The following is a 25,112-nucleotide window of genomic DNA, read 5'->3' as shown; positions in this document are numbered from 1 at the left end:
CTTTTTCGGTCCGCCGCGCCATGACTGCGGCATGCCGATCGATGACAACATCATCATATCAGACGAAGCCGTGATCCATCCGGGCGACCTGCACGAGGATTTCATCCGCTCGTCCGGTCCCGGCGGCCAGAACGTCAACAAGGTGGCGACGGCCGTGCAACTGCGCTTTGACGCGGCCAACGCGGCCGGCCTCTCGGAGCGCGTGCGCGCACGCACGATCAAGCTTGCCGGTCAACGCGCCACCAAGGACGGCGTCATCGTCATCGAGGCCGGGCGCTTCCGTACCCAGGAGCAGAATCGCGCCGATGCAAGGGCGAGGCTGACGGCACTGGTGGCCAAGGCCGCGGAGCCGCCACCGCCGCCGCGCAAGAAGACGCGCCCCTCGAAAGGCGCAGTGGAACGGCGGCTGAAAAGCAAGGCCGGGCGCGGCACGATCAAGAAGCTGCGCGGCCGGGTGGAGAACGATTAAGCTCCACACCAGCCGCGTGCATAAAATGGCTTTCCATTTGACGCCTCAGATGCAAGGTTTCGCCATTGCCACAGCAAGGGAGACTAAAGATGGGCATGTTCGATTTCGTCAAAAGCGTCGGCAAGAAGCTGGGCATCGGCGGCGACGAGGAAGCCGCACCCACTGCCGACACGCTCAAGAAGGAACTCGATTCGCACAAGCTCGGCACCGATGGCGTGCAAGTCGTCGTCCAGGGTGACACGGCGGTGCTGAAGGGCGTGGTCAAGGACCAGTCGATCTTCGAAAAGGCGGTGATTGCCGTCGGCAACACGCTGGGTGTCTCCAAGGTGCAGGCCGACGAATTGCAGGTCGCGCCGGATGCCGGCAAGGCAGCTGCGCCGGCCAAGGAACCGACTTTCTACACCGTTCAGAAGGGCGACAACCTCTGGAAGATCGCCGAGAAAAGCTATGGCAAGGGCCAGGGCGTCAAGAATACGGCCATCTTCGAGGCCAACAGGCCGATGCTGACCCACCCGGACAAGATCTATCCAGGTCAGGTGCTGCGCATCCCCTGACTTGGTAACCAGATCGCGCCGTTTCGATACGGCGAAGTCAGGCGCCGCGCATCCGAAAGGACGCGCGGCGTTTTCGATTTTACCAGTTGCGCTCCGCGCAGACACTTTCGTGAATCCCCACATCAATAGCCGCGACGAGATCGGCGGCCGCTTTCGGGTCGCCGTCTTTACTTGATGGTGGCATCCTGCCGGCTCGAACCATCTCAAGGTGCGCAAATCCATGCTCGTTCTGCCCAAGGGAGTCCGCCACATGCCGGCCTATCTGCCGCGCACTGTTCAGGAGGCGCTTGTCGAAGCGGTGAGAAGCATCGTCCAGCAGGCTCCGCTTTACGTGCCGGCCATGCCGCGCACCGGCAAGGAGATGAGCGTGCGCATGACCAATTGCGGCACGCTCGGCTGGGTCACCGACAAGGAGCGAGGCTATCGCTACCAGCCGACGCATCCGTTGACCGGGGAACCATGGCCGCCGATCCCGGAGGGCCTGCTCGACCTTTGGCGGCAAGTGTCGGGCTATCCAAATCCGCCGGAGGCCTGCCTGATCAATTTCTACACGGCGGACGCGAAGATGGGCCTGCACCAGGACCGCGACGAGGCCGATTTCTCGGCACCCGTCGTCTCCATCTCACTGGGCGACGATTGCCTGTTCAGGGTAGGTCAGACGACGCGCGAGGGCGCGACCAAGTCGTTCAGGCTGAAAAGCGGTGATGTCGTCGTGCTCGGCGGCGAGGGGCGCCTCTGCTTCCACGGCGTCGACCGCATCTATCCCTCGACCTCGGCGTTGCTGAAGAACGGCGGCAGGATCAATCTGACGCTGCGGCGGGTGACGAAGCCGGACGAGAGCCCCGTATAAGCCGATCTTAACGCACATCCCTTATCAAGGCTGCCAAGATTTTGGAAAACAAAGCAATGGTACCGGTCGATCAGACTGCCCGCAATCGATCCGATCTCCGTTTCGCGGCACTTGTGCTGTGCACTGGGATTTTGGTCGGCCTGCGCTACCACCTTGCCTTGTGGACCTTCGACGAGCACGGCTTCTCCGAGCTCAGCGACCGGCTGCCTTACTGGGATTTCACCAATCTGTGGGCCGGCGGGCGCATGGCGCTCGACGGCCATGTCGCGTGGCTGTTCGACGTCGACACCTATCGCGCGGCCTTGCGGCGGATGTTCTCGCCCGATCTTCCCAACCAGGAATGGAGTTACCCGCCCAGCATCCTCATCTTCGGCGCGCCGCTGGCGCTGCTGCCGATTTTCTCGGCCTATCTCATCTGGACCTTCGGCACCGTCTTCTGCCTGTGGCTGGCGGTGCGGCAGCTGAAACTGGACCCACTTGCCGAGGCGGCTATCCTCGTCTGCCCGGCCGTCTTCATCAACGCCATCTTTGGCCAGAACGGCGCCTTGACCACCGCGCTTCTCGTTGGTGGGCTGGCTGTGGCGCCAAAGCGGCCGATATTGGCCGGGCTGCTGTTCGGGCTGCTGACGGTCAAGCCGCATCTCGGCATACTGGTTCCGTTCTGTCTGCTGGCGAGCGGCAATTGGCGCGCCATTGCCGCGGCTGTCCTGTCGTCGGCGGCGCTGTTCTTCCTGACCGGCGTGGTGCTCGGATTTGACGTTTGGCGATTGTTTTGGACCGAAACCCGTCCCTTGATGACCACGATACTGGAAGCGCCCTATCCGCAGCCCTATCAGTCCAACGCCGCGACCATGTTTTTCCTGGCCCGCGCATGCGGCGCGGAGCTGACGACGGCATATGCGATGCAAGCCGCTGCGATGATAGCAGCCATTTGCGCCGCCATCTGGGCCTGGCTGCCCTGGCGCCGGGTCGAGCACCGCGAGCGGGTAGTGCTCGGCGCCGTGCTGGCAACGCTGGCGACGCCCTATGGGTACAGCTACGACACAATCGGCCTGGCTGTCGCCGTCGCCTATCTGTTCTCGACGCGCAGCACCATGCCGCGGATTTTCCTGGCGTTGATCTGGCTCTATCCGGCCGTCGCCCATCTGATAAATAATGCAGGGTTTGGCATAGGCGTGCTGGTGCCATTGTCCTTGTCGGCATGGATGCTCGTCACCATAAGGCGCCGCGAGCAGGCGCCCCAGGACTCGGCCGTGTTGGGCAGCGGCACGGCCTGAGGGCAGGGAAGAACCCTGCATTCGGCTATTTGCCTGCGGCAATGTCGCCACGGATCAACACCGTCACCGAGGCGGCTTGAAAAAGCATACGGTAGTCCGCCAGTGCTTTGGCGATCGCCGGGTTGTCGTTCAATGGCGGCATGGGCTGCCGATCCGCCAGATCGAGGAGCACCGGCGCGCGCGGCCCGTCTGTTCCGTCGTCGATGATAATATCCGGGCGTTTCGCGGTGAGCTCGCTTGCGATCGAAACCGCATAGCTTTCCCTCAATGCCGCCAGACCTTGCCTCGTCTCGGGATCGCTCTCCAGTTGCATGAGTATTCCCGCGTCATTGACCATCCAGCCCGATTGCTGGCGCGCCACGAAGCGGGCGCCAGTCATCCGGGCAAGCGGGTTGCTGAATTGTAACTGAGAGGCGATCGACATCATGGTCGGATGATCTACCGCGCCGACGATGGCGGCTGTCGCGGCATCGAGATCGCGCCGCGACTGGGCAAATGCCATGCTTTGTTGCAGCACGGTCAGGATTGCGATCGAAAACACACCGAGCGCGACGCCGGCCTTGGGAAGTGCAGGCAAGCCGCGCAGCGGTTTCAGCCTGATATATTGCAGCATCAGAGCTAGGGCACCGAGTGTCAGGAACGGCAACGCTTGATAGGTCCATCCCTTGCCCATGATAACGAAGGCCGGAACATAGGCCGCCGCCGCCAGCAGCATGGTTCTGACCTCGTGAGCGGGTCGGCCGGGATAGGCCATCGCCAGCGCGGCCATCGCCATGGCCGTGAACATCGTGACGGGCCACAGCATGAGCACGTCCATCACCGGCATGCGCATGGGCAGGTAGACTTGACGCAGCAGCGGCATCACGTCGGTAAAAAAGGGCTGCATGAAAACGACGAGCGCGACAAGGTAAGCGACGGTCAGGAGGGCGCCGACGACATTCTCCGTCGTCAGCACTGGACGAAGCGAGTGCCGTTGCAATGCAACGACCAGTGCCGGCACCGCCAGAGCGAGCACGCTGTAGGGCGGCTTGATCATGACGAAGATACCCGCGCCGACGCCGGCGCCGATCCGCTCGGCCATGGTGCCGGCGCTGAAATCGGCGGTCCGGTCGCGTGCTGAAAACAGCGCCAGCCAAGGCAGCAAGACGATGACGGCAATCTGTTCGCGCTGGCCGAAATCGATCGGAAACAAGTAGAGCACGCAAAACACGGCGGCTGGAACCATCCAGACGTATCGCTTCAGCGTTTCGTCGGCTCGCGTCAGAAGGCGAGCCGAAAAGCAGACCGATGTGATCGCAAGCACCGCCACGCCGACGCTCACCCAGAGCTCCGCCGACAGCCCGGTCAGGTGCTCCAGCAGCAGGAAGGGCAGATACAGCCAGGCCGAGAAGGCCGGATTGACTTCGATGATGTCGACCGAAAGACGCTCGCCATTGAGCACGCGCTCACCAATGGTCAGCAGCCAGGACACATCGACATTGCCTGGCATGACAAGGAGCGAGACAATGATCGCATAGGTGGCGATCAGCAGCGTCGCGGCGGCAGGCCAGCCGATATGAACTGGGGTGACCTCGGCGGAGCGCAGGTCAACCGGTTTATAGGACGCAACAAATCGCGTCATGCCTGGGCCTCATCACCAAAGCAGCAATCGTGCTCGATGTCTAACAGCCGGCGGTTAAGGGCCTTCTAATCGCCGTCACAACTTGCGTGGCGCTACGTCCTCGATGGGAATGGTCCCATGCACGAATGCCAGTCAGCAAAGCCTTGACTGGGCTGCCTGTCGTGGTCTGTCTATCGCTCCGCGGCCTTGGGACCACCCAAGCATCGCCTGTGTTCCTGTCAGCGCAACGGCGAGAACGTCGCCGAGATCAGGTGGAAGGGCAGTGCGCCATAAGCGGCGACGGTCGCCGCGTCGTCCCATTGGCGGAATTGCCGCGATGGCCGCGCTTCCAGCGTCAGGGCATGCCTTTCGCCATCAAGCGTCACCTTGCCGCGAAAATGCAGCACCCGTTCCCTCCCCGACCGGCTGATGGCCATGGCGCGCAGGCGCGCAACATGGTGGTCGTCGGCATTGATCTCCAATTCGATGCGGCGGCGGACCGGTGGAACGCTGATCCTGACCATGATGTCCAGCATCATCTCGCCCACCGTTCGCGGACAAGGTATGGTCTGTGAGAAGACCGACGGCGGCGCCGTTTCCGACGGCTCGCTGCGGGCTGGCTTGCCGCGCCAGGCCTTGGCTGGCGGCTCCTGGCGCAGCCTGCCGCTCTTGCGCCTCAGCCGCAACTGCTTGGCAAGGCCGCGCGACAGCCAAACCAGCCTGCCGAAATCGGTCCGCGGCTTGGCCTGCAGCACGGCCGACCAGCGCGAGAGGCCGGAGCGGTCGGCCATGTCAAGCACACCCGCCAGCACCCTGTCCGGCGTCGTCACGCCTGTTTCAAGCGTCAGGTAGGAGAGCGCCACCGCCGCTGCAACGGCAAGGCCGCGCCTGGCGACAACATCAAGGAATACGTCCCAGTCGACGTCGCCGCCGCGAATGGCCACCGCGCAATCGACCAGCCAGTCGCTGTGGGTGTGGGCGTCGAGGCCGCCATGCGCGATGGCAAGCGCGATGCGGTCGGCCGGCGACGGCACCAGCACGCCGACACCGCTGAATTCGGCGCTATCGGCCCGTTGCCAGATGGCCAGGTCATCTTCCTCGCTCCGTTGCGAGCCGTCATAGGCGAGCTGGTGCAGGTCGATGTCGCCAAGATTGCCCTTGAAGAAATTCATCGAGCGCAGCGACGCCAGTCTTGTCCGCAGATATTGCGGGCTGACGCCGGTGGCGATCTGCCAGTCGCCATCGCGCAGCACGTCGAAGGCCGTCTGCATGTCCTGCGGCCGCACCAATATGTCGATGTCGTGCGCCACCCTGCCGCGCTGTGCCGATGCGTTCAAGGCAATGCGGCTGGCGCCCTTGATCAGCATCACCTGGCATCCCGCATCCGCCATCGCCTTCAGCGCCGGCTCGGCCTCGCGCATGGCCATGCGCGATTTGGTCCAAAGCATCTTCTGCAGGCCGACGAGGCGCGGATAAGCGGAATGACCGGCGAGCTTCCTGCCGAACCTGTCGGAGATCGCGGCCAGCAGCCGGTGCTCGCGGAACGAGACGAGATCGATATCGTTCTCGTCCAGCCAGCGTGCTGCGCAGGCGGCAGCGGCGTCCTCGTCGGGAAGGAGCGCCGCCTTGAGCAATTGATCGAGCCCACCCGTGGGCCATGACCAGCCATAGTCCGGGAAGCGTCGCTCGATACGGCGGATATCAGCCATCAGCCCGAGCCGGCCTTGTTCCGCGCCCGCCGCAGCATGGCTAGCCGCGCGACCTGGAGATAGCCGCGGTCGCGTGCCGGATCGCGCCCGTAGGACAGACTGCCAGGCCGAATGCGGCGCCGTGCCAGCACCTCGTCCAGCATGTCGAGGGCAAGGCCCGCTTCGCGCACCCGGGCGATCCAGTCGATCATTTCGCCACGGCCGCCCGGCGGATCGACGATTGGCCCAATCGTCTCGGCGACCTCACGGCGGATCATCATGGTGGTACGCGACCAGCCGGGCACCGCCTCGGCCTCGGGCGCGTCGGGCCGGTCGTTGCGGAAATTCTGCCAGTGACAGAAAACCCCCGATGTCGTGGGAAATCTCTCCAGATGCGCGAGCTGCCTCTCGATCTTGTCCGGCAGCCAGAGGTCGTCCGCATCGAGCGTCGCGATGAGCGGCGTCGACAGCGCCGCGATGCCCCTGGTCGTGGCGCTGCCCGGCCCGGCATTTGCCTGGCGCAACAGGCGCACCGGCAACTCCGTTCCGCTGATCGCCGAAGCGAGATCGTCGGTCGAACCATCGTCGACGATCACCACCAGTTCAGGCAGCACCGTCTGCGCCGCGACCGAGAGCAAGGTGTCGGCAATCGTGCCGCTTGCGTTGAAGGCCGGTATGACGACGCCGTATTCATTCATCACATGAACTGCCAGTCAGTGAGATCCTTGAGTTCGAAGATGCCTTCGATCCGCCGCAAGGTCGGATCTGCCTTGCGGCGGGTCATCGACTTATAGATAGCACGCATGAATTCGCGGGACTGGACGTCGGTCTGTCGGGTCATGTTGCCGGGATGGCGTCTGTAGTAGAGGGCCACGGTCTCCGGCGTGACATATCTTGGTCCGCTTTCAAAGGTGCGCAGCAGGTAGTCGGTGTCCTCCGCCTGATTGAAGGCTTCGTCGAAGACACCGATGCGCTCGACAAGCCGGCGCGTGAAGATCGCCGACGACAAATGGATGCCGCGAACCGTGATGCTGCGACTGTCAGCGGCGGGCTCCAGGCGCTCATCGTCGATCTTGTCGACCAGCATCATCCTTGAATAGGTGAGATCCAGACCCGGATCATTGCGGAAGAGTTCGATATCGGCTGCAAAGCGTCGGACCGGCGAAATGTCGTCCGAATCGAGAAAGGAGACAAGGTCGGTCTCCGGCTCGAGCAATCCCAGCCCGGTGTTGCGCGTCCGGGTCACACCCATATTGGGCTGTTGAAACAGGCGGATGCAAGGGCTCTCCGCCATAAACGAGCGCACCACTTCGGCCGATCCATCGGTCGAACCGTCATCGATGACGATGATGTCGAGATCGGCGGCGTCACGCTGCCTGAGCAGCGAGCGTAGCGCCGGACCTACAAGGGTCTCACGGTTATGGACCGGCATGATCACGCTCAGCCTCATAGGCCGCTCCAAGCCCGTTCGAGATCCGATCCGATTACGTGCGGCATCACATCATCCGCCAGTCAGCAGATGGGCTCTTCAGTTCGAAAATACCCTGAACCTCGCGCAGCGACGGATCGGCCTTGCGCCGTCGCATCGACTTGTGGACTACACGCAAGTGGTTGCGGACCCGGACGTCATGTTCCCTGGTGGCATTCCCGGTGTGGCGCCGGTAGTAGATCGCGACAGTGTCCAGCAACTCATAGCTCGGACCCGTTTCGAAAACCCGCAGCAGATAGTCGGTGTCCTCGGCCTGTTCGAACTCCTCGTCGAATTGGCCCGTTCGCTCGACTAGCCTCCTGCGGAACAGGGCGGTGCTCAGCGAAATCCCCCGCAGCGTCATGGTGCGGCTGTCGACCGCAGGCTCCAGCCTCTCATCGTCAATCCGGTCGACCAGTGTCATCAATGAATAGGTCAACTCCAAGCCGGGGTTGGCGCCGAAACGCGCAAGATCGGTCTTGAAGCGCCCGGCCAGCGAGATGTCGTCGGAATCCAGGAACGAAACGAACTCGGCGTCCGCTGGCAACTGCCTCAGCCCGGCATTGCGCGTCCTGGCGACACCCATGTTCTCTTGCCGGAACAGGCGGATGCAGGGGTTCTCCCCCATCATCGAGCGCACGGCCTCCGCCGAACCGTCGGTCGAGCCGTCATCGATGACGATGATGTCGAGATCGGCGGCGTCGCGCTGGCGCACCAGCGAGCGCAATGCCGAAACGACATAGCGTTCGCGGTTGTAGACAGGCATGATCACGCTCAACTTCACGAAGTAACTCGCGTTAGAAAATCCGCAATGGTGCCGGCGATCTCCTCGGGATGCGTTCCCAAGGACAGACGGTAGCTTGGCAGCAGGCGGGTGAGATCGCCGAAGAAACGAAAGCCGCTTTCGCGTTCCCCCGGCATTTGCATGATGCCCGACGGCGCCAGCGCTATCATGGCGTCTCGCCGCGACACCGGCACGATCGAACTCGCCTCGCCACCGCCGATATGTGGCACCACCAGCGCAACGATGTCCAGCGCCGGGGGTACCGGCCGGGGCGCTATGTCGACAATGTGAAAAGTGTGCTTGCCTTGCCAGTTCAAGGGGCTCTCGACCCCCAGCCGCTGCTTCAGGCCCAGCCGCGCGAAACCGCGCGCATCCTGCTTCAGCGTTGAAAACAGAGGCCGCGCGGTTACGCCACCGGCGAGATCGATCAGCACATAGTCATCGCCGACGCTGTCGAGCCCGTTGAGCAGGCCGGCGGCGACGGTGCCGGATTTGCCGGCGCCCCCCGCGCCGGCAAGCAGCACGCCCTTGCCATTGGCACCGAGCGTGCCGGCATGGGTCAGCCGCATGCCGCGCGCCGCATATTCCCAATGCAGGAAGGCCCGCAGCGGCGCTGTCGGCTCCCAGGGCGGGAAGGCATCGGCCGACGCCATCAGTTGCACGCCAATGCGGCGCTCAGGATCGTAGACCTGCCAGAAATCCAGATCGTGAAAATAGTGGCCGCGCAGCCCGTCCCCGGCGAGCCGTTCGGCAAAGCCGTATTCGGTGAAATGCGCGTCGCCCCACCTTGCCGGCTCGGGGATGCCGCCGATGCCGGGATGGGCGATGAAGATGCGGCACGCCGACGGTGCCGTCAGGCCATCATGGGCCTCTACAAAGGCGTGGCCCAGCGCATCCGCGAGCACACCGGGACCGACATGCGCGGTCAGCTCCAGTTGGGGCAGGCGGACCGTCAGCGGGGCCGGATAATGTGCAGCGGCTCCTTCCGCAGCGGTGATGAGATACCGTGCGTAATCCGGCAAGGTTTCGAGCGTGACGCGCGGCATCCAGCGCCCTCTATCCCGGACGCAGCCGCTCTTCAGGATGCCTGCTTGACCGCCGGCCAGCCGAGGGGTTCCTCGACCTCGTGGATGGGATCCACGATGATCAGGTCGGCGAGGTCGTCGTGAATGCTCACATTGAGCGGTTCGTTCGTGGCGGCAAGCTCGGCCGATAGCTCGCCCGGCAGCGCTTGCGCAACCTGATCTGAACGCACCAGCAACCCCATTTCGAGCAGTTGCGAGATGAAGTGTTCGAGTTCCGCCGCGCCCAGTGTCGAGCCACCGGCGGTCAGCCCGATCAGGGCTTGGGCGTTGACCCCGGACGAGAGCGCCTGCCAAACCCTGCTGCCGGAATCGGAGAAGCCGAAATACTTGCCATTCGCAAGGTTGAGCACGACGGCCTCGCCATCGAAGGATTCGAAGACGATGTCCCTGCTCGCAACCGCATAGGTGTCGCAATCATGCGTCATTGTTGCCCCCGCTTCACAATTCCCGCCCGCCAGCGGGATCGCTTCCACTGACAACGCCTGTAAACGCTCGGTTCTTTCTTGGCAAGGCAACCGGCGCCGGCAGGGCGCCGACATTTCTGGGGGCCAATCGAAGCCTATGCGGATCACGCCTCGATTTTCAGTGCCTGTGAGGCTCCCTTTCGGTGAAGGTGTCCTTCATCGCGCGCAGGATGATGACGGCGGATGCGGCGCCCGGGTCCATGTGTCCGAGCGACCGCTCGCCTAGCCGCGCCGCCCGCCCGCGCGCGGCCACCATGGACCGCGTCGCGTTCGCGCCGGCTTCGGCGGCTTCAAGGATGCTGTTCCACATATCCAGGTCACCGGCATTGCGGGCCTGTGCGTTGAGCGCCGCTTCGGTGGCGGGGATCCACACGTCCAGCATGGTCTTGTCGCCGCGCTGCCCCTTGCCGCGCTCCATGATGCCGGCCGTCATCGCCTTGATGATCGCCGCCTGGTCGGCGAGCGATAGGCATTCATCCAACTTGACGGCCTGCGCGGCCCTCCGGAATGCGGTCGCGTAGAGCGGTCCGGTGGAGGCGCCGACGGCGTCGAGGAAGGCCGAGGCGGCAGCCGTGAAGATCTCCGAGGGAGGCGTGTCGTCGAGATTGAGCTTGGCCAGATACGCATTCACGGCCATGAAGCCGAGCGACATGGTGATGCCGTGGTCGGCGTCGCCGATGGCGCCGTCCAGATCGGACAGCCGATCCTTGCCCGCCTCGATCGCGATCGATATGCGGTAGAACATCCTGCTCAGGCGTCGTGCGGCATTGTCCGACATCATGGTCCTCCCAGTTCAAGCAGGATGCGGCCTTTGTCCATAAGACGCATCTCTTATTGTCCTCAACCGATCCGCAGCACGGCCGTATCGCAAGGGTGGCGCAAAAGCTCCGACAGCTCATTGTCGAGATGCAGGATCGATATGGATGCGCCGACCATGTCGAGCGAGGTGCAATAGTGGCCCACCCAGTTCGCCTCTATCTGCACGCCTTTTGCGCTCAGCCGCTGCTCGACGCGTCGGAACAGGATGTAGAGTTCCATCAGGGGCGTCGCGCCGAACGAATTGACCAGCACCGCCACGCGGTCGCCCGCCGCCGGCTTCATTTCGGAGAAGATGCGGTCCATCACCCGGTCGGTGATCGCATCGGCGCTCATCATCTTTTCGCGGATGACGCCGGGTTCTCCGTGGATGCCCATGCCGATTTCAATATCGTCCGGGCCGATCTCGAAATTGTGGCGGCGGGTCTGCGGCATCGAGCAAGGCTCGAGCGCGACGCCCATGGTGAAGGTCCGCGCATTGGTCTTGCGTGTCGCCGCCTCGCAGGCATCGAGCGACAGGCCGCGATCGCAGGCGGCCCCGGCGATCTTGAACATGAAGAAATTGCCGGCAACGCCACGGCGACCATCCCTGTCCTCCAGCGGAGACGAGGCGATGTCGTCGGTCGTCACCACGGTCCGGACCTCGATGCCCTTGTCCGCCGCCATTTCGGCCGCCATGTCGAAGTTCATCACGTCGCCGGCATAGTTGCCGTAGACAAAAAGCACGCCCGCGCCGCCGGATGCCGCCTGGGTGCATTCGAGGATCGGCCCGGGAGGAGGCGAGGAAAAGATGTTGCCGACAGCCACGGCATCGGCGAGGCCCTTGCCGACATAGCTCAGAAAACAGGGCTCGTGTCCCGAGCCGCCGCCGATCACCAGCCCGACCTTGCCGGGCCTTGGCCCGGTGCGGGCGACAAGGGCCCGATTGGAGCCCTTGATCGGCTTGATGTAGGCCGCGTGGGCCTTGACCACGCCGTCGAGCATTTCCTCGACGACGTCGTCGGGGTCGTTGAGGAATTTCTTGATATGGGTCCGGTAATTGCCGGGCAGGGCAATGGTGTTGTCGACCCTGGGGCGCTGCGACAGCTTCTGGTCGAGTTCCGTCACGCCATCGGCATTGAGGATGCCGCGGCCGGTGGCGGCGTCGGTGATCAGCACATTGACGTAGCCGCCGCGCAGGCTGGCCAGGATCGCCGGCACCTTGTCGAAGCCGCCGGCTACCGCGATACGCAGGCCTATGGCCTTCAGCATATCCAGCGATATGCCGATCGTCCGGTCGTCGAGCGGGCCGGCCACCGGAAGGCCCTGGCCGTCGATGAAGCGGCCGGCAACGACGCCCACCGCGTTCCTGGCGAGATACTGCTGCAGCGAAACGGATTCGAAGAAACCGCTGGTGTGGATCGTCGAATTCGGACGCAGGGACGAGATGCCGAACAGCGCCTTGTTGGCTCTGGCAAGCGCGTCGAACTGGCTTTGGATGAGCGGCTCGCGCAAAAGCATGTCGCGGACTTCGGCGGTGGACACGACCGCGGGCGCCGTGATGTTGATCAGCCGCGCCTTGACCGCGCCGGCGATGGCCGACGCGCAGAGCTCCGGCGTATAGGCGAAGTTGGCGGCCGTTCCACCGGTGGCCTGGACGACGGTGACGTCCTGCAGGCCGGGAACCGATGCCTGCTCGCCGATCGCCAGCACCGTGCGTCCCCAGGCAACCGCGAGCGTGTCACCTGATTTCAACAGCTTGGCCAATGCCTGCGCCGCCGCTCCGCCAAGACGGTCGATCAGCGGCCGGGCATTGTCGTCGCTCGGCACGACCAGGCAGTCATGCAGGCCGAAATGGCGTTTGAGTTCCTGCGCGATAGAGAGCGAGCTCAGCCGCGACGGTTCGAGCGAGATGTTGACGATGCCGCGGGCGCGGGCGTCGGCCAGATAGCTGTTCACCGTCGCCCGCGATATGCCCATGATCTCGGCGATGTCGCCTTGCGTCATATGGTCTTCGTAGTACAGCCAGCAGGCCCAGACATACGGGTCGTCGCCGTAGCGCAAGGGGATGGGCTCGGCTGCCGCCTCGTTTCCGTTTTTGCGTGCCGATGATGTCTTGCCGGTCATGCTGCCTGGTTTCCCCGAATCCAAGATCGATCGTCAAGATGAGCGCAAACGGGCGAACTCTCAATCTCGCTGCGATCGGCCACTTGGCGCGCTCCCGGCTGCAATGTCAGCCGGGAGCCTTTGCTCGGGAGGAGCATAGTCATGAATTCAATGGCCGGCGGCCGCTGGCGATAGCAGCTTCTGCTTGGCGCCGGACGCCAGGGTTGTCAGGATCAGCGCGCAGGATGTCGCGCCGGCGTCGAGGACGCCCACCGAGCGCTCGCCGAGCCGGCTGGCGCGGCCGATCCTGGCCACGAGGTCCCTGGTGCTGTCGCGGCCCTGCTCGGCGGCCGCGGCCATAGCGTCCAGCGCGTCCGCGAACGGCTTACCGGCGGCGTTGGCGCTGTTGAAAGCTTCGATGGCAGGTACGAGCGCGTCGAGCAGCGTCTTGTCGCCGACCTTGGCCGATCCGATCGTCTGGATGCCTTCGAGGCCGCTGCCCAGCATGGCACTGAAGGTCTCGGCGCCGATCGACGGGGAGGTTTCGATCGTTTCCGCGAACTGGGTGAACATGACGCCGTAGAGCGGCCCCATCGAGCCGCCGATCTCGGTCATCAGCACGGTGCCGAGCGTATCGAAGGCCGAGGCGAGCGACATGTCGTTGCCCCTGATCCTGTCCGCCGCCATGCCGAAGCCCTTGGCCATGTTGACGCCGTGGTCGCCGTCACCGATCTTGCCGTCGATCTCGCTGAGATAGGCCCGGTTTTCGATGATCCGGTCGGCGAGCGAAAGCACGATGTCGCCCGCGGAAGCATTGTCGAACTGCTGCATTTGCCTGTTCCCTAGAGCCTTGCGGGACAATCGACATCGACGTCCAGCAACCGTTTCAGCTCGGCGTCGAGTGCCATTACCGTGAGCGTGGCGCCGACCATTTCCAGCGATGTGAAATAGTTGCCGACATAGGTCTTGTGGATGACCAGGCCGCGTCCGCTGATCTCGGCCTCGATGGTGTCGTTGAGGATGTAGAGTTCGTTGACCGGCGTCGCGCCGAGGCCGGACACCAGCACCGCCACTTCGGTCCCGGCCGCAAGCGCATGATCGTCGAGCACGATCTTGACCATATCCCGGGCTATATCGGCCGCCGGCTTGAGCGGCTCGACCCGCACGCCCGGCTCGCCGTGGTGACCGATGCCGACCTCCATCGTGCCCGGCTCGATCAGGAAATTCGGATGCCCGACGGCGGGCAACGTGCAGGGGCCAAGGCCGACGCCGATCGAGCGGCAATTGTCGATCGCCCTTTGCGCCGTCGCTTGCACCTCCTCGAGGCTTGCGCCTTCCGCCGCCAATGCGCCGGCGCATTTCCACATGAAGATCTCGCCGGCGACGCCGCGGCGCTTCTCGCGTTCGTCCGGTCCCGCCGAGCAGACGTCGTCATTGGCGACGACGGTGGCGATCTCGATGCCTTCCTTGGCGGCCAGCTTGATGGCCATCTTCACGTTCATGTTGTCGCCGGCATAATTGCCGTAGAGGCAGACGACGCCTTTGCCGCCATTGGCTTCGCGCGCGGCGTCGAGAAAGCTCTTGGCCGTCGGCGAGGAGAACAGTTCGCCGACCGCGACTGCGTCCAGCATGTTGCGGCCGGTGTAGCCGATGAAGGCCGGCTCGTGACCGGAGCCGCCGCCGGTGATCACGCCGACCTTGCCGGCGACCGGGGCATGCCGGGCCGCGATGACGCGCGGGTTGCTGCTGCCGAGCCTGACGATGCCGGCATGCGCCTTGACGAAGCCCTTGACGGTGTCCTCGACGACCTCGTCCGGATTGTTGATGAAACGCTGCATTGTTGCTCCCGCCACTCAGATTATGGTGTAGCCGCCGTCGACCAGAAGGTCGGCGCCGTTGATCATGTCGGCGCCGTTCGAGGCCAGGAACACGGCGGCGGCGGCGATCTCCTGTGGAAAGGCGAAACGGCCGGTCGGGATGCGCAGCTTCAGCGCCTCGCCGCGCGGCCCGTCCCAGGCCTTCTTGCCCAGCTCGGTCAGGACCACGGTCGGCGAGATCGTGTTGACCGTGATGCCGTGCCTGCCCCATTCGGCGGCAAGCGTCTTGGACAGGCCGATGACGCCGAACTTCGAGGCGCAGTAGGCGGCGTGCTGGTCGATCGCCACGGTGCCGGCCTGCGAGGCCATGTTGATGATCTTGCCGCCCTTGCCGGCCTTGATCATGGCGCGTCCGGCGGCCTGGGAAACGAGGAATGTTCCCTTGAGATTGATGGCGATGGTCTTGTCCCAGGCGTCGAGGCTGAGGTCCTCGGCGGGGGCAAGCATGACGACGCCGGCGCTGTTGACGACGATGTCGATATGGCCGAAGGTCGCCTGTGCCGAGGCAAACACCGCCGCCACGGACTGCGGATCGGATACATCGCAGACGAAGGCTTTCGCACCATTGCCGAGTTCGGCGGCTTTCGCCTGCGCCACCCCATCATTGATATCGATCACTCCGACAATGGCGCCCTTGGCGGCGAATGCCGAGGCGATGGCGCTGCCGATGCCCGAAGCGCCGCCGGTGACCAGGGCGACCTTGCCGCCCAGCGAAAAATTGAGATCAACATCTATTGTTTCGGTCATGGTTCTCTTCTCGGCCTGATGGAGTGCGGGGCGGACCGCAAAGCCCACCCCGCGGCTGGATCACTTGCGCGTCGCAAGCAGCTTGTCGACATTGTCCGCCGTCACCGGCGTCCACGGCACATTGTAGAGCTTCTCCTTGCCGTCCTTCCAAGGCATGTCCTTGTAGGTCTCCCAGATGTCGGACTCCGGCTTGTAGTCGCCCTTCTTGGCATTGAGGATCGCAAGGTCGAGCGCGCCCTGCGCCTGGGCGCGCGCGTCCTGCAGGATCGAGGTCATGTCGCCGTTCTTGACGGCATGCAGCGCGTCGGTGATGCCGTCGATGCCCGCGATGGCGAAGCTCTTGACGTCAAGTTTGGCGGCCTTGATCGCCTCGATGGCGCCGAGCGCCATTTCATCGTTCTGGCCGATCACGCCGTTGATCTGGTTCGGGTGAGCGGTGAGCCAGTTCTCCATCAGGGTCTGGGCCTCGGCGCGCGACCAGTTCGCCGTCTGGTCCTCGAGGACCTTGACGTCAGGGCATTCGGCCAGCGCCTTCTTGTTGCCTTCCAGGCGCGAGATCTGCGCGGACTGGCCGACGGGGCCTTCGAGGATGACCACATTGCCCTTGCAGCCGATCTTGTCGAGCACGGTCTTGGCTTCCATGTAGCCCGAGATCGTGTCGTCGGATCCGACATAGGAAGTCAGAAGATCGGAATGGACGCGGGTGTTCGAGCCGATGACCGGAATGCCGGCGTCGGCGGCGGCCTGCACGGCGGCAGCGCCCGCGTCGACGTCGATCGGCGCGAAGATGATCCCGTTGTACTTCTGCGTGACCATCGTCTTGAACTGGTCCTGCTGGACCAGCGCGTCATAGCGGCCGTCGAACACCGTCAGTTCGACCTCGCCGCTCTTGACGGCGGGATGGTCCTGCAGCGCTGCCACCCAGATCTGCATGAACTCCGCATTCAGCCCGTAGGGCGCGGCGCCGATCTTGATCTTGTCCTGGGCCATGGCTGGCGCGGCCAGCAGCGCGGTCGCGGATGCGAGCGCGATCATCCATCTTTTCATTTCGTTACCTCCACCTTGAGTGAGCGACCGACATGGTTCGCCTTGCAACGGACACGCCTGACGCAGGTCCGGTACCGGAAAGGGGCCTAGGCCCCGTAGTTTCGCTTCTGGTCGAGCATCACGGCGCCGACGATCAGGGCGCCCTTGAGGACCTGCTGGTAGTAGGATTGGATGCCCATCAGATCGAGACCGTTGTTCATGACGCCGATGATCAGCGCGCCGATCAGCGTGCCGGTCACCCGGCCGACGCCGCCCGACAGGCTGGTTCCGCCGATCACCACCGCAGCGATCGCGTCGAGCTCATAGGCTATGCCGGCCTGCGGCAGCGCCGACCCGGTGCGGGCGCTGAGCAGCATCCCGGCGAAGCCGGCAAGGCCACCGGAAATGACATAGACGAGGAACTGGATGCGGGTGATGTTGATGCCCGAGGTCCTGGCCGCGTGCGGGTTGCCGCCGACGGCATAGATGTAGCGACCGAAACGCGTCCGATTGAGGATCCACCACGACACGGCGAACACGACGGCAAGAATGATGACCGGCGCCGGTATGCCGAACACGTCGCCGGTGCCGATCCAGCGGAAAGCCGGTGTCAGCGCCGGAACCGGACGGCCGCCGCCATAGATGAGGGTCATCCCGCGCGCCGCCGAAAGCATGCCGAGTGTCGTCACGAAGGCCGGCACCGAGAAGCGCGACACGATCAGGCCCGAGACCGCGCCGCAGGCAATGCCGACCAGCAGGCCGATGCCGAGACCCAAGGCGACCGGATAGGGCGCGCCGGCGACGCCGGCGGTCGCCGAACTGGTCATGAAGCTGGCGCTGACGATGCCGGCGAGCGCGACGACGGAACCGACCGAGAGATCGATGCCGCGGGTGAGGATGACGAAGGTCATGCCGATGGCCAGAACACCGTTGATCGATGTCTGCAGCAGCACGTTGGAGATATTGCCGGCGGTCAGGAAGAACTCGTTGGAGACCGACAGCGCGGCCACCAGGATCAGGAAGGCAAGGAAGATGCCGTATTCCTGGATCAGCAGCCGGCGCTGCTCGGAACCGAGCCAGCCTTGCATCGTCTTCTTGTCGCCAACCGACATTCCTGGCTCCTTTGCCGCCGAACCGTGTCCCTGTTCAGGTCGATAGGTGGACGAGGGATTGCGCATCCGTTTCCTCCCGACTGAAGATCCCGGCGCTTCTGCCGGCCCGCATCACCATGATCCGGTCCGAAATCCCGAGAACCTCATCGATCTCGGAAGAGATCATCACCACCGTGCCGCCGGAGGCGGCGAAGTCGCAGATGATCCGGTAGATTTCACGCTTGGCGCCGACATCGACGCCACGGGTGGGCTCGTCGAGCAACAGCACCTTCGGGTCGCGCAGGAACCATTTGCCGAGCACCACCTTCTGCTGGTTGCCGCCCGACAGGCCGGAGACCGGCATGGTGTCGCGCGCCGCCTTGATCTGGAACCGCTCCCGCATCCGGCGGCTTGCCTCGGCCTCGCGCGCCCGGTCCATGGCGAAGGCGGGGCTCATCTCGGGCAGGCTGGCCATGCAGATGTTGGCGCGCACGGAATCGGAAAGATTGAGGCCGGTCAGCTTGCGGTCCTCGGTGACCAGCGCCAGGCCGTGCGCCATCGCATCGGCCGGTTTCGCGATGGCGACCGTTTTACCGTCGATGGCGATGGTTCCTGCCGAAGGCCGGTCGAGCCCGAACAGGCAATTGAAGATTTCCGTCCGTCCGGCACCCATCAAGCCGTAAATGCCGAAAATCTCGCCCTTGCGTGCTGAGAAGGAGATGTCCTCGATCTTGTTCGGGCAGGTCAGCCCGGCAATTTCGAGTCCGGTTTCCTCGGTCGGCGTGTTGGTCTTGACGTATTCCTCGGACAGCTCACGACCGACGATCATGCGGATCAGGCCGGGTCGGTCGATCTCGGCAAGCGCCCCGCTGCCGACATAGGAACCGTCCCGGAAGACGGTATAGGAATCGGCGACCTGGAAGATCTCCGACAGGCGATGCGACACGTAGACGATGCCGCGGCCCTGTCTTTGCAGGCGACCGATCGCGGCGAACAGGTGCTGCGCCTCCCGCTCGCCGATCGCCGACGTCGGCTCGTCCATGAAGATGACCTCGGCGTCGTGGCTGAGCGCCTTGGCGATCTCGACCAGCTGCATCTGCGCGACCGAGAGGTTCATCATGTATTGGGTGGCTCGAATGTCGAATTCGAGGTCGTCCAGAAGCTTCTGCGCGGCGCGGTTCATGGCGCGGAAATCGATGCCGCCAAACCGCGCCTTGGGCTCGCGGCCGAGATAGATGTTCTCGGCGACCGTCATGTGGGGAACCGGGCTCAGTTCCTGCTCGATGATGGCGATCCCCGAGGCCAGCGCGTCGGCGGGGCTGGCGAATTCCACCTCCTTGCCGCGGCGGCGGATCGAGCCGGCATCGCGCCTTTGGATACCCATCAGGATCTTCAGAAAGGTCGACTTGCCGGCACCATTGCCGCCGCAAAGCGCATGGACCGTGCCGGCGCGAAGCTCAAAGCGGCCGTCGCGCAAGGCCGCGACGCCACCAAAGGACTTCTTCAGCCCTTCCACTTCGAGCAGCAGTTCCACCATCGTCCTCCCATGACTTCGGCGATCCCTGTCGGATGCCGATCGGCACGTGTGACCTCCCGCCCAAATGCCGATGCTGACAATAGTCAAGTTGCAATCGACAAATGTCAAGTGATGCGCAAATTTTAAAATCTGTAGACCGGAGGCGACGCGCTGGAGTTCGAAAAGGCATGGAAAAACAGAGGGCTACTGTGCTCGCCCTTATAAGGAGCTAGCTAGACGGGAGATGGCGTTCACGGGTTTGTTCCGCCGGTGATCCAGGACGGAAGAGCTGTGAGGGCGAACCGTCAACCGCGTTGCGGCTTGTCAGGCGCGGTCGGCTGAGCAGAGAGGAGCTCCGCCGAAAACAGACGGGAGGTAAGGGCGCCGCAGGCCACGACGATGACACCGTCCCGTGCCCCGAGGCAGGCACGAAAGCGCGTCCTCGGTCCCGGTCTCGTCTTGTCCGGCCCCATCGCGCCACCAAGCACGGCACCCGGTCGTCGCCGGAGCGGCCGAGGACCATGCGGCGCGGGTCCGACCCGATATTGTCTACGCCTCGATTTCGAGAGCCGATAGCGGCTTCGAGCAGCAGGCGAGGATGAAGCCGTCGTCGATCTCGTGATCGAGGATGCCGCCATTGTGGCTCATCTCGACGGCACCGGAGACTTTCTTCACCTTGCAGGTTCCGCAAAGGCCGAATTCGCAGGCCGCGGGTATCCGCACGCCGGAGGCACGCGCTGTCTGCAGCACGGTCTGGCCGGCGACGCATTCGGCGTCGACGTCAGAAAGCGCGAAGCGGATCGGCGTTGCGGCCTCGACGGGAACGGCCACGCCATCCTGCGGCGGCGTTGCGAACGGCGCCGGGATTTCCTCCACCGCCGGTGCGGCAAAGCTTTCCTGGTGGTATTTCGTCATGTCGAAGCCGGCGGCTTCCAGCATGCCGCGCACGGCGCGCATGAAAGGGTCCGGACCACAGCAGAAGATTTCGCGTTCACGGAAATCGGGCGCCAGCAATGGCAGCCGGATGGCGTCGATGCGCCCCATATGGCCATACCAGCCCTCGCGGCTTGACCGCTCCTCGATCATGAAGCCCAGCGACAGGCCCGGCATATGACTGCCGAGCAGCTCCAGCTCCTTGCGGAAAATGATCTCTTCGGCGCGACGCGCGCAATTGACGAAGCCGACATCGGTCCATGGCGCGCAGTCGTTCAGCCAGCGCAGCATCGACATCATCGGCGTCACGCCGGAACCGGCCGAGATGAACAGGTATTTGGCCGCCGGATGGCTGTGCAGCGAAAAGTCGCCGCTCGGCCCATAGGCCTTGACGTGCGAACCGGGCACGAGGTGATCGAACATCCAGCGCGTGCCGATGCTGCCGGCCTGCGCCTTCACCGTGACCGCGATCGAGAAGGGCCGCGACGGCGAGGAGGACAGCGTATAGGTGCGCATCAGCGGCCCGTCCGGCGCAGGCAGTTCCAGCGTCACGAACTGGCCCGGCTTGTAGCGGAACCAGGTCTGGTTGTCGGATCGGAAAGTAAAGGTCTTGACGTCAGGCGCCTCGTCGCTGACGCCGATCACTTCCAGCACCTGCAGCCTGTCGTTCCAGGGGGCCATCTGATCGAGATGGCGATAGAGGCCAAGGTCGGTCATCGCATTCATCCCTCAACCTCTCAGGCGACGCTGCGCAACGCCGGCCGGCCGCCTTCGGCGAGGCGCGGACCGATGAAGCGGGCGTACCAGTCGACGAACTGGATCACGCCGCCCTCGTGAAGCTCCGAATAGGGGCCGGGCTCATAGGCCGGCGACAGGATGCCGAGGGCATTTTCCTCGACGATGCGGCGGTCCTGATCGTTGGTCTCGGTCCACACATGGGTGAGCTCGGCAAGATCGTAATCGACGCCCTCGACCGCATCCTTATGCACCAGCCATTTGGTCGTCACGGCGGTTTCGGTGGCGCTGATCGGTAGCACGCGGAAGGTGACGGCATGGTCGATGAGGATATGATTCCAGGTCGTCGGGTAGTGATAGTGCATCAATGTGCCGATACGGTCGGCCGAGACGCTGTCGGAAAGGTTCTTCTTCACCGCCCGCTTGCCGTTCATCGTGTAGCTGACCGCATCGCGCAGCAGCGGCGCCCGGGTGGCGCGGTATTGCCCCGCCGGGTCGATGCGGAACTTGCTCGGCAGGCCGGCCGCTTCGCATTTGGCCCAGTGCGCCAGCATCTCCGGATCGCTGTCGGCGCCTTGCACGCCGGTCACGGTCGGTGCTTCCGGGAAGGTTTTGCACAGCTCCGGGTGATTGCCCGCGCAGTGATAGCACTCGCGGTTGTTTTCCCAGACGAGCTTCCAATTGCCCTTTTCGACGATGGTGCTCTCGAAGGCGATCTTTGCCTCGCTGAGTCGGTGCGGCTTGAGATAGGGTTCGATCATCGCCCGCATCGGGGCGAAGTCGGCTGGATCCTTCGCCAGGCAGATGAAGATGTAGCCGGCGACGCTCTCGCAGGCGACCGGCTTCAGCCCGAACTGGCTCTTGTCGAAGCCGTCGGCCATCTGGCGGGCAAACAGGAGGCGACCGTCGAGCTCATAGGTCCACTGGTGATAGGGACAGACCAGTTTGGCGGCCGTGCCCTTGTCCGTGTTGCAGACCCTGCTGCCGCGATGGCGGCAGGAATTGTGGAAGGCGTTGATCTTGCCCTGCTGATCGCGCACCAGCACGACCGGGTAGTCGCCGATCTGTACGGTGATGAAGCTGCCGGGCTTGGGCAATTCGCAATCATGGCCGATGAAAAGCCAGTCGCGGTACCAGATCAGCTCCATGTCGAGCTTGAAATAGTCCGGGTCGGTGTAGAAAGGCTGCTCGAGCGAGAAACCCTCTCTGCGGCTGCTCAAGAGCCTCAGCATATCGTTGCGCACATCCATGTCCTGTCCTCGTGTTTAAGGACTGACTATGGTGGTGATGGAGGAAGGATCGGATGCAGTCCCCGGCGAAGCGCCTGTCATGCACTATCCACCTCTTGACCGCCCACCGCGATCAGTCGAGTTCAAAAATCTCGGGCTGGTTTCCGGGCTCTGGAGTGTCCTTTCGGACGGTCGCGACACCTTCCCAGGCTTTCGCCCAGTGGTCTCCCGTTGCGACTTGAACTCCACCACCGTTGCGGGGGCAGCGCCGGACTTTGACCGGCTTCCCAATTCTCCGCCCCGTCGTCACGAAGCGGCACCTGAGATGGCCATGATCTAATCACGACAGCGCATGCGACATCGGCATGAAAGCGACATCGCATCCATGTGGCGCGACACGCTTCAGCAACGATCGAGTCAGGAAGAACGGCCACGAAACGCGTCTCGGTGACGACGATGCCGGCTATCGAAATCGCCCCGGAACCGAAGCAAAAAGGGTTAACGGTTTCGAAAAGTGACTATTAGCAGATTCTAAAATCGAACCGAACGGTTCGTTTCTGTTGACGGTGCGTACAGCACGCTGTGAACGCTGAGCCGTCGATACACCAGGTGATCGTATTGCTGGTTTTATCTAATCGATTGATATCAAAAAGAAAAATGTTTGCAGTGGAATGCCTTGGTACAATTTCAAGTGGTGGATTCTTGGTCCACACGGAACAACTTCGTGATTGGAAACGGCCACATGGCTTTCCCACATCGGGGCTGTCCGAACGACGCGATTTTAATCCCAAGACACGCCGCTAGACGGACGGGAAAATACTGGAGTACCAAAAATGAAAAAGATTGTTCTCACTGCCGCCGCCCTTCTGGCCATTTCCGGCAGCGCCTTCGCTGGTAGCGATCACTATGGTTCGAATGCCGCTGCAGCCACTGCTGCCGTCGACAATTCGTACACCGCTTCGACCAAGAAGTCGGAACCGGCTGCTCAGGCGCCTGTCACGGGTGCCGATCGCAACCTCTTCGGCAACAACTAACAGTCGATTTCCAGCAGGCGGTGGCCCTGGCTCGCCGCCTTGGCGGAACTCGAAGAATTCAGGAGACTTGAAATGAAGAAGATCATCCTTGCTGCCGCCGCCGTTCTGGCTATCTCCGGCAGCGCCTTCGCCGGCAGCGACAACTACGGCTCCAATGGCGCCAACCAGCCCGCTGTCACTTCGACCGACAGCTCGTACACCGCTTCGATCAAGAAGTCGGAACCGGCTGCCCAGACACCTGTCCAGGGTGCCGACCGCAACCTCTTCGGCCACTAACGGCCGATTCTCCGGGGTGGCGGGCATGCCTGCCGTCCCGTTGAAACTTGAAATTCAGGAGACTTGAAATGAACAAGATCATCATCGCCGCCGCCGCCGTTCTGGCTCTCTCGGGCAGCGCTTTCGCCGGAAGTGACAACTTCAACTCCAATGGCGCCAACCAGCCTGCCGCGACTTCTGTCGACAACTCGCGCACGGCTTCGATCCGCAACGGCGATTCGCCCGTCTACAAGCTGCTCAATTCGTCGGGCGATGTGCAGAAGTCCGCGCCCCAGGGCGCCGACCGGAACCTCTTCGGCCACTAACAGCCAAAGTCGATCGTAAAAGAGAGCGGCGGGCCTTGCCCGCCGCTATTTTTGTTTCTGCCGTCGAGACGGGCTTCTTAAGCGGCCTTTGCTTCCGCTTCATGCAGCGCGAAGGACCGCCCGTCCGTGTCGAAGATATGCAAGTCCTCGGCATTGGCGGTCAGCCGCAGCGTCGAGCCGCGCTTGACCTCGACATTGCCCGGCAGCTTGGTCACCAGTGGCAGGTCGGCGCGGCCGATGTCGACATAGACCAGTTGAACCTCGCCGAGCTGCTCGACGTAATCGACCGTTCCCTCGAACAGATAGTCCGCGCCGGTGGCGATGATCAGGTCCTCCGGCCGCACGCCGAAGCTTACAGCCGCACCCTTCGCCGAGGCCGGCGTCGTGATCGGCACCGTAGCCTTGCGCCCGCCGACATGGCTGACGACGGTAGGGCTGCCTGATTTGTCGATCGTCGCCGGCAGGATGTTCATGGCCGGCGAGCCGATGAACTGGGCGACGAACAGATTGCCGGGCTTCTTGTAGAGATCCATCGGCGTGCCGACCTGCTCGATGTGGCCATCCTTGAGCACGACGATGCGATCGGCCAGCGTCATCGCCTCGACCTGGTCGTGGGTGACGTAGATCATGGTCGTGTTGGGCATCGATTCCTTGAGCTTGGCGATCTCGATGCGCGTGGCGACGCGCAGTGCGGCGTCAAGGTTCGACAGCGGCTCGTCGAACAGGAACACTTTCGGATTGCGCACGATGGCGCGGCCGATGGCGACGCGCTGGCGCTGGCCACCCGACATCGCCTTGGGCAGCCGGTCGAGATATTTGGTCAGCTGCAGGATTTCCGCCGCCTGGCGCACGCGGCGGTCGATCTCGGCCTTGTTCTCCTTGCCGATCTTCATCGAGAACGCCATGTTGTCGTAGACGGTCATGTGCGGATAGAGCGCATAGGACTGGAACACCATGGCGATGCCGCGCTTCGACGGCGGCACGTCGTTGACGACCTCGCCGTCGATCTTGAGCTCACCCGAGGTGATTTCCTCGAGCCCGGCGATCGAGCGCAGCAAGGTCGACTTGCCGCAGCCCGACGGACCGACGAAGACGATGAATTCGCCCGATTTGATATCGAGGTCGATGCCGTGGAGAATATTGAGATTGCCGTAGGACTTCTTCACTTGTCTCAGATTGACATCGGCCATTGGTTTCCTCCCA

25 protein-coding genes and 1 riboswitch are annotated in these 25,112 nt (G+C 63.5%); of the genes, 7 read left to right on the top strand and 18 right to left on the bottom strand.

Annotation, left to right across the window (positions count from 1 at the left end; translation table 11 throughout):
• Positions 1-31 precede the first annotated feature (31 nt).
• The 4 genes from arfB to AC07UC_RS02070 all read left to right on the top strand — a co-directional run bounded on the left by arfB (position 32) and on the right by AC07UC_RS02070 (position 3,150).
• Positions 32-469: an alternative ribosome rescue aminoacyl-tRNA hydrolase ArfB gene (gene arfB / locus AC07UC_RS02085; RefSeq protein ID WP_056569055.1), complete on the top strand. Its 438-nt coding sequence runs from the start codon at positions 32-34 to the stop codon at positions 467-469.
• A gap of 89 nt (positions 470-558) precedes the next feature.
• Positions 559-1,023 carry a peptidoglycan-binding protein LysM gene (gene lysM, locus AC07UC_RS02080; RefSeq protein ID WP_140770246.1) on the top strand — a complete coding sequence of 155 codons (465 nt, stop codon included), beginning with the start codon at positions 559-561 and terminating at the stop codon, positions 1,021-1,023.
• Between the two features lie 220 nt (positions 1,024-1,243).
• Positions 1,244-1,873, top strand: coding sequence for an alpha-ketoglutarate-dependent dioxygenase AlkB family protein (locus tag AC07UC_RS02075; RefSeq protein ID WP_494903747.1), 630 nt, complete (start codon positions 1,244-1,246; stop codon positions 1,871-1,873).
• 56 nt (positions 1,874-1,929) lie between these two features.
• Positions 1,930-3,150 (top strand): glycosyltransferase family 87 protein, encoded by a 1,221-nt coding sequence (locus AC07UC_RS02070; RefSeq protein WP_494903745.1) that lies wholly within the window; start codon positions 1,930-1,932, stop codon positions 3,148-3,150.
• A gap of 25 nt (positions 3,151-3,175) precedes the next feature.
• On the opposite strand, the gene AC07UC_RS02065 is transcribed toward AC07UC_RS02070, so the two are convergent.
• From AC07UC_RS02065 to AC07UC_RS01985, 17 genes are all read right to left on the bottom strand, one after another.
• The gene (locus tag AC07UC_RS02065) at positions 3,176-4,771 is read right to left on the bottom strand and encodes a hypothetical protein (protein ID WP_494903743.1); all 1,596 of its coding nucleotides are present in this window, start codon (positions 4,769-4,771) and stop codon (positions 3,176-3,178) included.
• A 218-nt stretch (positions 4,772-4,989) separates the two neighbouring features.
• Positions 4,990-6,459 (bottom strand): nucleotidyltransferase family protein, encoded by a 1,470-nt coding sequence (locus tag AC07UC_RS02060; protein ID WP_494903742.1) that lies wholly within the window; start codon positions 6,457-6,459, stop codon positions 4,990-4,992.
• The gene (locus AC07UC_RS02055) at positions 6,459-7,136 is read right to left on the bottom strand and encodes a glycosyltransferase family 2 protein (RefSeq protein ID WP_494908880.1); all 678 of its coding nucleotides are present in this window, start codon (positions 7,134-7,136) and stop codon (positions 6,459-6,461) included. The genes AC07UC_RS02060 and AC07UC_RS02055 overlap by 1 nt, the downstream gene beginning before the upstream one ends.
• A complete protein-coding gene (locus tag AC07UC_RS02050) occupies positions 7,136-7,888 on the bottom strand; it encodes a glycosyltransferase family 2 protein (protein WP_494903740.1) in 753 nt (250 codons plus the stop codon). Before AC07UC_RS02050 ends, AC07UC_RS02055 begins: the two co-directional genes overlap by 1 nt.
• 46 nt (positions 7,889-7,934) lie before the next feature.
• Positions 7,935-8,690, bottom strand: a complete 756-nt coding sequence (locus tag AC07UC_RS02045; RefSeq protein ID WP_494903738.1) for a glycosyltransferase family 2 protein — start codon at positions 8,688-8,690, stop codon at positions 7,935-7,937.
• Positions 8,687-9,736 carry a serine kinase gene (locus AC07UC_RS02040; RefSeq protein ID WP_494903736.1) on the bottom strand — a complete coding sequence of 350 codons (1,050 nt, stop codon included), beginning with the start codon at positions 9,734-9,736 and terminating at the stop codon, positions 8,687-8,689. Before AC07UC_RS02040 ends, AC07UC_RS02045 begins: the two co-directional genes overlap by 4 nt.
• Positions 9,737-9,768: 32 nt before the next feature.
• Complete coding sequence (locus AC07UC_RS02035; RefSeq protein WP_494903734.1) at positions 9,769-10,347, bottom strand: PqqD family protein; 579 nt, start codon at positions 10,345-10,347, stop codon at positions 9,769-9,771.
• A gap of 10 nt (positions 10,348-10,357) precedes the next feature.
• Positions 10,358-11,017, bottom strand: a complete 660-nt coding sequence (dhaL, locus tag AC07UC_RS02030) for a dihydroxyacetone kinase subunit DhaL (RefSeq protein WP_494903733.1) — start codon at positions 11,015-11,017, stop codon at positions 10,358-10,360.
• A 62-nt stretch (positions 11,018-11,079) separates the two neighbouring features.
• On the bottom strand, positions 11,080-13,161 hold the full coding sequence (locus tag AC07UC_RS02025) for a bifunctional sugar-binding transcriptional regulator/dihydroxyacetone kinase subunit DhaK (protein ID WP_494903731.1): 2,082 nt from the start codon (positions 13,159-13,161) through the stop codon (positions 11,080-11,082).
• 147 nt (positions 13,162-13,308) lie between these two features.
• A complete protein-coding gene (dhaL, locus tag AC07UC_RS02020; protein ID WP_494903729.1) occupies positions 13,309-13,971 on the bottom strand; it encodes a dihydroxyacetone kinase subunit DhaL in 663 nt (220 codons plus the stop codon).
• An 11-nt stretch (positions 13,972-13,982) separates the two neighbouring features.
• Positions 13,983-14,978 carry a dihydroxyacetone kinase subunit DhaK gene (locus AC07UC_RS02015; protein WP_494903727.1) on the bottom strand — a complete coding sequence of 332 codons (996 nt, stop codon included), beginning with the start codon at positions 14,976-14,978 and terminating at the stop codon, positions 13,983-13,985.
• A gap of 15 nt (positions 14,979-14,993) precedes the next feature.
• Positions 14,994-15,764: an SDR family oxidoreductase gene (locus AC07UC_RS02010; protein ID WP_494903725.1), complete on the bottom strand. Its 771-nt coding sequence runs from the start codon at positions 15,762-15,764 to the stop codon at positions 14,994-14,996.
• Positions 15,765-15,824: 60 nt separating this feature from the next.
• The gene (locus AC07UC_RS02005; RefSeq protein ID WP_494903723.1) at positions 15,825-16,811 is read right to left on the bottom strand and encodes a substrate-binding domain-containing protein; all 987 of its coding nucleotides are present in this window, start codon (positions 16,809-16,811) and stop codon (positions 15,825-15,827) included.
• Positions 16,812-16,897: 86 nt separating this feature from the next.
• On the bottom strand, positions 16,898-17,902 hold the full coding sequence (locus AC07UC_RS02000) for an ABC transporter permease (protein ID WP_494903721.1): 1,005 nt from the start codon (positions 17,900-17,902) through the stop codon (positions 16,898-16,900).
• Positions 17,903-17,936: 34 nt separating this feature from the next.
• Complete coding sequence (locus AC07UC_RS01995; RefSeq protein WP_494903719.1) at positions 17,937-19,415, bottom strand: sugar ABC transporter ATP-binding protein; 1,479 nt, start codon at positions 19,413-19,415, stop codon at positions 17,937-17,939.
• A gap of 531 nt (positions 19,416-19,946) precedes the next feature.
• On the bottom strand, positions 19,947-21,047 hold the full coding sequence (locus AC07UC_RS01990; RefSeq protein ID WP_202324906.1) for an FAD-binding oxidoreductase: 1,101 nt from the start codon (positions 21,045-21,047) through the stop codon (positions 19,947-19,949).
• 20 nt (positions 21,048-21,067) lie between these two features.
• The gene (locus tag AC07UC_RS01985) at positions 21,068-22,315 is read right to left on the bottom strand and encodes an aromatic ring-hydroxylating oxygenase subunit alpha (RefSeq protein WP_202324905.1); all 1,248 of its coding nucleotides are present in this window, start codon (positions 22,313-22,315) and stop codon (positions 21,068-21,070) included.
• Between the two features lie 117 nt (positions 22,316-22,432).
• Positions 22,433-22,633: riboswitch (cobalamin riboswitch) on the bottom strand.
• 494 nt (positions 22,634-23,127) lie between these two features.
• Between AC07UC_RS01985 and AC07UC_RS01980 the strand changes: the two genes are divergently transcribed.
• From AC07UC_RS01980 to AC07UC_RS01970, 3 genes are all read left to right on the top strand, one after another.
• Positions 23,128-23,328 carry a DUF680 domain-containing protein gene (locus AC07UC_RS01980; protein ID WP_140770228.1) on the top strand — a complete coding sequence of 67 codons (201 nt, stop codon included), beginning with the start codon at positions 23,128-23,130 and terminating at the stop codon, positions 23,326-23,328.
• A gap of 72 nt (positions 23,329-23,400) precedes the next feature.
• Positions 23,401-23,604, top strand: a complete 204-nt coding sequence (locus tag AC07UC_RS01975; RefSeq protein WP_140770226.1) for a DUF680 domain-containing protein — start codon at positions 23,401-23,403, stop codon at positions 23,602-23,604.
• Between the two features lie 68 nt (positions 23,605-23,672).
• Positions 23,673-23,909, top strand: a complete 237-nt coding sequence (locus AC07UC_RS01970; RefSeq protein ID WP_140770224.1) for a DUF680 domain-containing protein — start codon at positions 23,673-23,675, stop codon at positions 23,907-23,909.
• Between the two features lie 77 nt (positions 23,910-23,986).
• Here the strand turns inward: AC07UC_RS01970 and AC07UC_RS01965 are convergent, their stop codons facing one another.
• Positions 23,987-25,099, bottom strand: coding sequence for an ABC transporter ATP-binding protein (locus AC07UC_RS01965; RefSeq protein ID WP_056569096.1), 1,113 nt, complete (start codon positions 25,097-25,099; stop codon positions 23,987-23,989).
• Positions 25,100-25,112 lie beyond the last annotated feature (13 nt).

The organism is Mesorhizobium sp. GW821-FHT04C10, assembly GCF_059420305.1.
The sequence above is the reverse complement of the archived record's forward strand: the minus strand, read 5'-3'. Positions and strand labels throughout refer to the sequence as shown.

Coding starts and splice junctions, on each gene's coding strand:
- dhaL (WP_494903729.1), bottom strand. CDS start 13,971: ATGCAGCAGTTCGACAATGCTTCCGCGGGCGACATCGTGCTTTCGCTC.
- AC07UC_RS02065 (WP_494903743.1), bottom strand. CDS start 4,771: ATGACGCGATTTGTTGCGTCCTATAAACCGGTTGACCTGCGCTCCGCC.
- dhaL (WP_494903733.1), bottom strand. CDS start 11,017: ATGTCGGACAATGCCGCACGACGCCTGAGCAGGATGTTCTACCGCATA.
- AC07UC_RS02075 (WP_494903747.1), top strand. CDS start 1,244: ATGCTCGTTCTGCCCAAGGGAGTCCGCCACATGCCGGCCTATCTGCCG.
- AC07UC_RS01965 (WP_056569096.1), bottom strand. CDS start 25,099: ATGGCCGATGTCAATCTGAGACAAGTGAAGAAGTCCTACGGCAATCTC.
- AC07UC_RS02060 (WP_494903742.1), bottom strand. CDS start 6,459: ATGGCTGATATCCGCCGTATCGAGCGACGCTTCCCGGACTATGGCTGG.
- AC07UC_RS02015 (WP_494903727.1), bottom strand. CDS start 14,978: ATGCAGCGTTTCATCAACAATCCGGACGAGGTCGTCGAGGACACCGTC.
- AC07UC_RS01985 (WP_202324905.1), bottom strand. CDS start 22,315: ATGGATGTGCGCAACGATATGCTGAGGCTCTTGAGCAGCCGCAGAGAG.
- arfB (WP_056569055.1), top strand. CDS start 32: ATGCCGATCGATGACAACATCATCATATCAGACGAAGCCGTGATCCAT.
- lysM (WP_140770246.1), top strand. CDS start 559: ATGGGCATGTTCGATTTCGTCAAAAGCGTCGGCAAGAAGCTGGGCATC.
- AC07UC_RS02070 (WP_494903745.1), top strand. CDS start 1,930: ATGGTACCGGTCGATCAGACTGCCCGCAATCGATCCGATCTCCGTTTC.
- AC07UC_RS01975 (WP_140770226.1), top strand. CDS start 23,401: ATGAAGAAGATCATCCTTGCTGCCGCCGCCGTTCTGGCTATCTCCGGC.
- AC07UC_RS02000 (WP_494903721.1), bottom strand. CDS start 17,902: ATGTCGGTTGGCGACAAGAAGACGATGCAAGGCTGGCTCGGTTCCGAG.
- AC07UC_RS02040 (WP_494903736.1), bottom strand. CDS start 9,736: ATGCCGCGCGTCACGCTCGAAACCTTGCCGGATTACGCACGGTATCTC.
- AC07UC_RS02055 (WP_494908880.1), bottom strand. CDS start 7,136: ATGAATGAATACGGCGTCGTCATACCGGCCTTCAACGCAAGCGGCACG.
- AC07UC_RS01990 (WP_202324906.1), bottom strand. CDS start 21,047: ATGACCGACCTTGGCCTCTATCGCCATCTCGATCAGATGGCCCCCTGG.
- AC07UC_RS01980 (WP_140770228.1), top strand. CDS start 23,128: ATGAAAAAGATTGTTCTCACTGCCGCCGCCCTTCTGGCCATTTCCGGC.
- AC07UC_RS02025 (WP_494903731.1), bottom strand. CDS start 13,161: ATGACCGGCAAGACATCATCGGCACGCAAAAACGGAAACGAGGCGGCA.
- AC07UC_RS02005 (WP_494903723.1), bottom strand. CDS start 16,811: ATGAAAAGATGGATGATCGCGCTCGCATCCGCGACCGCGCTGCTGGCC.
- AC07UC_RS02010 (WP_494903725.1), bottom strand. CDS start 15,764: ATGACCGAAACAATAGATGTTGATCTCAATTTTTCGCTGGGCGGCAAG.
- AC07UC_RS02050 (WP_494903740.1), bottom strand. CDS start 7,888: ATGAGGCTGAGCGTGATCATGCCGGTCCATAACCGTGAGACCCTTGTA.
- AC07UC_RS01970 (WP_140770224.1), top strand. CDS start 23,673: ATGAACAAGATCATCATCGCCGCCGCCGCCGTTCTGGCTCTCTCGGGC.